This window comes from Helicobacter sp. MIT 03-1614, from assembly GCF_000762925.2.
In the GTDB taxonomy this organism is placed as follows: Bacteria; Campylobacterota; Campylobacteria; order Campylobacterales; family Helicobacteraceae; genus Helicobacter_C; species Helicobacter_C hepaticus.
Window position 1 is genome coordinate 92677 of the sequence record NZ_JRMS02000009.1, and the last position, 6034, is coordinate 98710.

General features: G+C 33.8%; 3 protein-coding genes and 1 pseudogene. All 4 read left to right on the forward strand.

From position 1 onward, the window contains the following. Window positions 1-4 precede the first annotated feature (4 nt). Window positions 5-739 carry a type VI secretion system amidase effector protein Tae4 gene (locus LS66_RS07720; protein WP_236097002.1) on the forward strand — a complete coding sequence of 245 codons (735 nt, stop codon included), beginning with the start codon at window positions 5-7 and terminating at the stop codon, window positions 737-739. Continuing rightward, entirely contained in the window at window positions 736-1173 is a 438-nt protein-coding gene (locus LS66_RS07725; RefSeq protein WP_201273673.1) for a hypothetical protein, read from the forward strand. Before LS66_RS07720 ends, LS66_RS07725 begins: the two co-directional genes overlap by 4 nt. A gap of 97 nt (window positions 1174-1270) precedes the next feature. Beyond that, window positions 1271-5194, forward strand: a complete 3924-nt coding sequence (locus LS66_RS07730) for a hypothetical protein (protein WP_004085370.1) — start codon at window positions 1271-1273, stop codon at window positions 5192-5194. A gap of 27 nt (window positions 5195-5221) precedes the next feature. Beyond that, window positions 5222-6034: pseudogene (locus LS66_RS07735) on the forward strand (hypothetical protein); the annotation flags it as partial.

Genomic DNA, 6034 nt, shown 5'->3' on the forward strand with positions numbered 1-6034 from the left:
AGCAATGATGTCAAACATATGCAAGGTAAAATGTGGAGACAAAGAGGCAACAATTAAGATTCAAAGACCGAGCTTTAAGGAAGTTAGAAAAGAATATGATAAAATCAATACCGCCAATCCAAATGATGAAAATTTGCAAGAAACATTTAGACAAGGCATAGTAGATAATGGTATATGGAGAGGTAAAACAGAGAAAGTATCAAAAAATACAGCAGAAAATATAATACAATCTATCAAAAACGAACAATATGATGATAATGTATGGCAGAGATACGCTTTGGTTGGAGGAAAACCTTTAAGCGAATATATTAATTATAAAGATTTCTTTAGATTTGGTTATGTGTATCAAGATTACGGCAACACCTGTGCCTTACAAGTAAGTTATGCTTTAAATTATGGAGGAATGCCACTTCATACCGAAATTAAAGTAAAAGAATATAACTCTATGTATGGTAGAGGTGAGAAATATCTTTATATCTTAGGAGCTGATTATATGGGTAGGTATTTAAATGACAAATGGGGTAAGGCGGAAATATCTATAACAGCAACAGATAGTGGCAAAACTGCAGCACTAGAACAGATTAAAGATAAAAAGGGAATTGTCGTAATGAAAGGAAATTATTCTCACACAACCCTTTGGAATGGAAGTAAATTTGTAGATGTGGAAAATGGTATGGCTAGAAATTATTATTTGACTAATATAGGAACAGCCAAGCTTGAATTATGGGAGTTAAAGTGAAAATGAAAAAAATAATGTGGCTTTACTTTGTATCATTTGTATGTCTTAATGGCGGCGATATAAAATTTGACGAAGAGTTGGCGGGAAAAGTAGATAGGACAGCTTATTCCTATGAAAAAAAGGTAAGAATTATGAAAAGAATAGGCATAGAATATTGCATTAAAGGAAATGATTTTTATGAAACACGAACTGATATTCGGGTTTTGGGTCGCTATACTAATAGACTTGGGCTAGGGTATGGTGCAATCTTGCCACCGCTAGAGCTTAAATCATACATAGATGATAAAGCTACAATCAATAATGAAACCATATTAAATCACTATAAAAATTCAAATTTTAGTAGATTCTATACCTGCCTAGAACTCTACGATTCCAAAGAATACCAAGCCGAAGTTGAACGCATTGTCAAAAAATACTGCAAGGATTGTGAATAAATATCTAAACCCTTTAAAATACTATAAAGACTTTGGTATATCTTTATGAGTAGCTTTATGATAGAATACGAACCTAGATGCAAAAGAGGTGGCTCAAATGATAATTTCAAACAAAGAAGAATTATTACAAGAAATTGATAATCTGTTAGGCTTAAAGGCACATAAAACAATAGAACGTATCATATTTCTTTGTCCAAATATGAATGCAAGTCTCATTACGCATGATAACCAATCACCACAAAATCTAGGGCAAGAAATTCTAAAAAAACTACAACAAACACGAAATAATACGACAATTCACAGCTTTGAGGCATTAAGTCAAGAACAAATCTTGGGTACAAAACAACCCTACAGCCTACCCAAACATATTACCCTAAAGACATATTGCAATCATGACACTATCATCAAAACCCTATTAGATTCTATTAAAGAATCTGCAAAGATTAATACAGCTAACCAATATGAAAACTTAGAGGCTATGCTTAATGACATCAAGTCTGAAAATATAGATAAGATTTCTCTAAAAAAAGCTAAAGATGCAGTAATAGAACATATTGGGGAATTACCCATAGAATCTAACTTGTTTGCAGAGATGATGAAGGCAGATGCTAAAGTAAATATTGAGCAGCTTTTTAACAAACTAGAGCAGTATATCAAACAAGCTATAGAGGATAAGAATAAAGATTATTATAAAAATATCATAAAAACAATCTTTAATGTGATTCTTGCTATTGCTACAGGTGGAGGCGCAGTAATCATATTGCTAGGTATATCTGCAGTATTGCTTTCATCACTTATGGACTCTCAAGATGCTCAAAATAACAAATATAGCTATATCAAAAATCCAATCATAGAGTTTCTTGCCACCGAGTTAGCAATGTATATACAGCTTGCAAACACACAACTACTCTCTTGTATGCTGATTGTGGAAAGCACACAAGAGACAGACAAGAAAAAAATAGAATTTCTTGACTTATCAGGCTTTAATCTTTATTTGGAAAATACGTTATTATCGTGTTCTCAATCTATCGCTCTCAAGGGTGAGCTTATGCTTGATAGCCCTATGATAGATATTCCAAACCTATTAGCTCAAAAAGCAATTACTCTACCCAAAACACAGCACAATAGCATAAAAGCTCAAATGCTTTACATACACCAAAATAAAACAAAACAACAAAATATCAAAGACGTATCTCTTCTTACACATATGCTCCAAGCAGTGCAATACTTCAACCACCTTGCCTATATAGAATCTCCACATTTTAACTCTGCTCTATTAGCTGAAATTTGTGCTGACAAAAACGCACAATACCCCAATAACCACACTACAAATATGGCAAAAAATTATCTTATAATCACCAATGCCCCAAGCAAATATAATGCAAAGCTTACAGAGACGATTACCCAACACATCATTGGCAATACAATCAAAGACGATATGAACAATCGCACCAAACAAGAGCTTACTCTCTCAAGAGGGGGCAAAAACAAAAGCTACAACACCACAAGAGATTACAGCACATATAGGATAGAAATCAATAAAAAAGATGATGAAGCCTATATGGTGCAGCTTTCGCCATTTGTAAGAGCAGAGCTTGATACAATCAAACAAGCTTATGAGAATAATTCAAGATACAAAGATCTCAATACTTCTTTAAGCGACGCACACATAATGGATGCTTATAGTTGGCAATTTGATAGCCTATATTCTCAAGATGCTGCATCATTTAAACAAACAATACAAGAGGACATAGATGCTCTAGTGCGAACCTATGGCATAAAATATATACAATCCTTTTTTAAAACTCCTAAAGAAATCGAGGATATTATCAAAAAAGAAGAGCAAACAGCTAAAGATTTTCTTACCCAATTGCAATATTTTCATGATGACAATGAAAACTTGGATAATTCTTTATTAGCGATTTTTACGCTTTTTTATGGACTCTATGTGTTTAAGATACATTTTCCAAGCTTTGTGTTGAAAAGTAGCATTGCAAAAAAGACAACAAGTAGTGGCTATCTTTTCACAAACGAGCGCGATTATCTTAAAGTCTCTTGTTTAAATGAAACTTGGGAGTTTTATCTCACCAAAGCATATCCAGACTATAAAGTCCAACCACCTCAAAATATCCAAATCGCCAAAGTTTTACAAGAAAAACTCTTGCAACATAGCAGCCCACAAGAGACAGAGCTTAGCAAAGATTTTTTAGCCTATCTTAAAGAGTTTATGGATACTGATATTGCTAGTAGCGATGCAAAGGCATTTGATGATGAAATAAAAAAGGAAATAGGGATTGATAAAGAACTAGAGCAAGAGTTAGCACAAATCAAAAATTATGGAGAAAAATATGCAAAGATTGTAGAGCAAGAACGCACACAAGAAGTATGTTATAACTCATTTTTTAAGATATTAGGCATAATATGTCCCTTTATGAATTTTGCCCATGAAAATATGATTGATGCGACAAAGCATTGCCTTGTGATTTTTATCAACGCTATTGAACATCTAAACAAAACTCAAAACTTAAAACTTGCTTTGCATGAGACATTGCTTACAGAAATAGGAGGAGTTTTATTCTTATCATATCCTACAACTATACGCGTGCATATTGAGATTGATGGAGGCGTTCAAGACACATCAAAAAAATTGAACAACAAAGTAGATATTACAAATAAGATAAAAGCAAAACTCACAGAGTCATTAAAGCAAAAAAACAAAGAGCAAATACAAAATTTCCTCAAAGGTTTTGCCCAAGTGGAGCTAAGACGCACAAAAGCACAAATAGCACATTTTGAGGCAAAAACTGCTTTTATTCTTGATAGTATTGATAAAGACACGAAAACACTCAAATTAACAGCTATCAAAGAAAAGCTAAAGCAAACTATGAGCTCACCCAAAGATAAAGCATTGATTGATAAAATTTGCTTTACCTATGGCAGTGGTAAGGCACAATCACACCTTATAGGCGAACTTCAAGCACGAGAGGTTTTCTCCCAAGTGAAGCAATTTTATCGCAATAAGGTTTTCTATACATTAAAAATTAATTCTAGTGCAGCTTTAGCAGGGATAGCATTGGATATTGTGCTAGAATATTATTTTAGCACCAATTATGAGGCATATGCAAGGGAGTATGATAGCATTATGCACAAACGCTATACATTCTATTATGATTTGCCCTATGCCTTAAAAAGAGTAGAGAGTCTCCTAGAGCTTGATGCCCAAAATCAAGCCATCAAAAAAGACAGAGAACTCACCTACTATCCTATGTTAGTGCATTCCAAATTTATGTCTTTTGATTTGCAATCGATGATATATGGCACAGAGCTTTGCACAGGTGGGCTGACACATCATATTGGGCTAGCCTATTTGCTACAACAAAATAAAAGCAATGTCTTACAAGAATTCTTACTTACAAAGCTTCTAGCCTATCTTATCATCGATGAGAAGCGAAGGGCAAAAGATAAGCAAGACTATGAGACACACTATAATAAACAAGTGCCAGATTATACATTCTTTCATCATAAGAGTGTAGATAGCAAAGGCATCATCACAAACACAACAAGCCATATATCCCTCAATGATATACGCAAATACCAAGTGCCAGAGGAGAGTAGTTTGTATCAAGAATTTAAGAAAAGAGAAAGAAAAGGGGAGGCATCAGCCATTGATGCCTATAATGAAGCCCTAGAAATCTTAGCAGATTATAAAGACTACTTTTTTACCAACACTCCAAAGAAAAATGACCAAGGTAAGATATTAAGCTACAAAGATGATAAAAATAAAGCAAGGAGATTATTAGAATGCCTTAATACCATAGGGCAGAATAATATTAAAGCTTTATATGTGGGGGTGAATGATGAGAAACCAAATAATGATAATAATTACACGCCCCCACCATTACTTACAGACGCAGATTCAAAAGAAGAAAAAGAGCAATCACAAGAAGATAAGAAACGTCCTAAATTCATAGGTCGTCTAGCCACTACTATCATTATAGAAGATGGCTTATGGTTAGGATAGATTTTTAAATAAGATTAAGGAGAAATAATGAGTGAGACATATCAAATCTATGCACCAAATTCAATAATACTTCAGGTCGATAAAGGCACAAATAAGATTCATCTTACGCCATATACTAACATAGAAACAGGCAAATACACAGAGGAATATTCTAAAGCCTTGTTGCAGGCTTGGCAGATAATGGAAGAAGCAAAGAAACAATATAAACCCCTCTACCTAGACCCAAGCCTTAAAACAAATCCAAATCATTTTAAAGAATTTCAAAGCTTTCGTAATCTCTATCTTAAAGACCCTATAAAAAAAGCTATAGCTCCTTGGACTAAAAAAGAAAAAGCCTATTATGAATCTTTACAAACTAAAAGAGAGAGATACCAATACTTAGTAATAAGAAGTGGATTACGAAGTGCAGTCATAGATATACCCTTTGATGCTATTGGTGGAGTAGATGAAAAGGGTAGGGTAATAAATAAAGAATATGAAGATATCTTTTATCAAGTAGATAGGAATAAAGATACATTAAAATCTGAATTCTTTGCTACAGAATGGGGCATAGCTGCAGGGATACTGGGGAATCCAGAATATTTTGCTTCAGATTTGACAGGTTTTACCGCACGATATGTGCAATCTACAATACTCTATATACAGCTTAATCCAAAAATAGATTATAGAGGCATATTAAAAATCATAGAAATATATGGAAAGGATTATGTGGGGAGTTTTAGGACTTTTAAATCAGGATTACGTAAAAACCCCTTACGCCAACAACAGCTCACAGCCCTAGCTAAGAGCATAAAGCCTGATAGATTTGGTATGCTCCCATACATAGATGAGATAATGGGA